The following is a 443-nucleotide window of genomic DNA, read 5'->3' as shown; positions in this document are numbered from 1 at the left end:
CCGCCGGGGGATGCGGGGATGACGGATTTCGTGGCGGGTGACTACACCGGTGATGGTCGGGTGGACGTGGTCGCGCGGGCGAAGGCGAACGGGACGTTGTACGTCTACCCAGGGAACGGTGCGGGCGCGTTGGAAGCCCGCCGGGTGATGGGAACGGGCTGGGACAGCCTGGAAGAACTCACCGGTGGCGACTTCAACCGTGACGGTAACCCCGACATCGCCGCCCGTGCGAAGTCTGACGGTACCTTGTTCATCTACCCCGGTAACGGCGCCGGGTCCTTCGCCACCCCGATCCAGGCCGGTACGGGCTGGGGCCACCTCGAAGAACTCACCGGTGGCGACTTCAACAACGACGGCACCGCGGATATCGCCGCCCGTGCGAAGTCTGACGGTACCTTGTTCATCTACCCCGGTAACGGCGCCGGGTCCTTCGCCACCCCGAT

The 443-nt window shown here is 66.6% G+C and carries 1 protein-coding gene; it reads left to right on the top strand.

Annotated features, from left to right (window positions below):
* Positions 1–18 precede the first annotated feature (18 nt).
* Positions 19–443: FG-GAP repeat domain-containing protein (locus AAHZ94_RS35020; protein WP_349997679.1), on the top strand; the 425-nt coding region annotated here is incomplete at its 3' end.

This window comes from Streptomyces sp. HSW2009 (assembly GCF_040240285.1).
Classification (GTDB): domain Bacteria; phylum Actinomycetota; class Actinomycetes; order Streptomycetales; family Streptomycetaceae; genus Streptomyces.
Note: the sequence above shows the minus strand (reverse complement) of the source record. Positions and strands in the feature narration are given on the sequence as shown.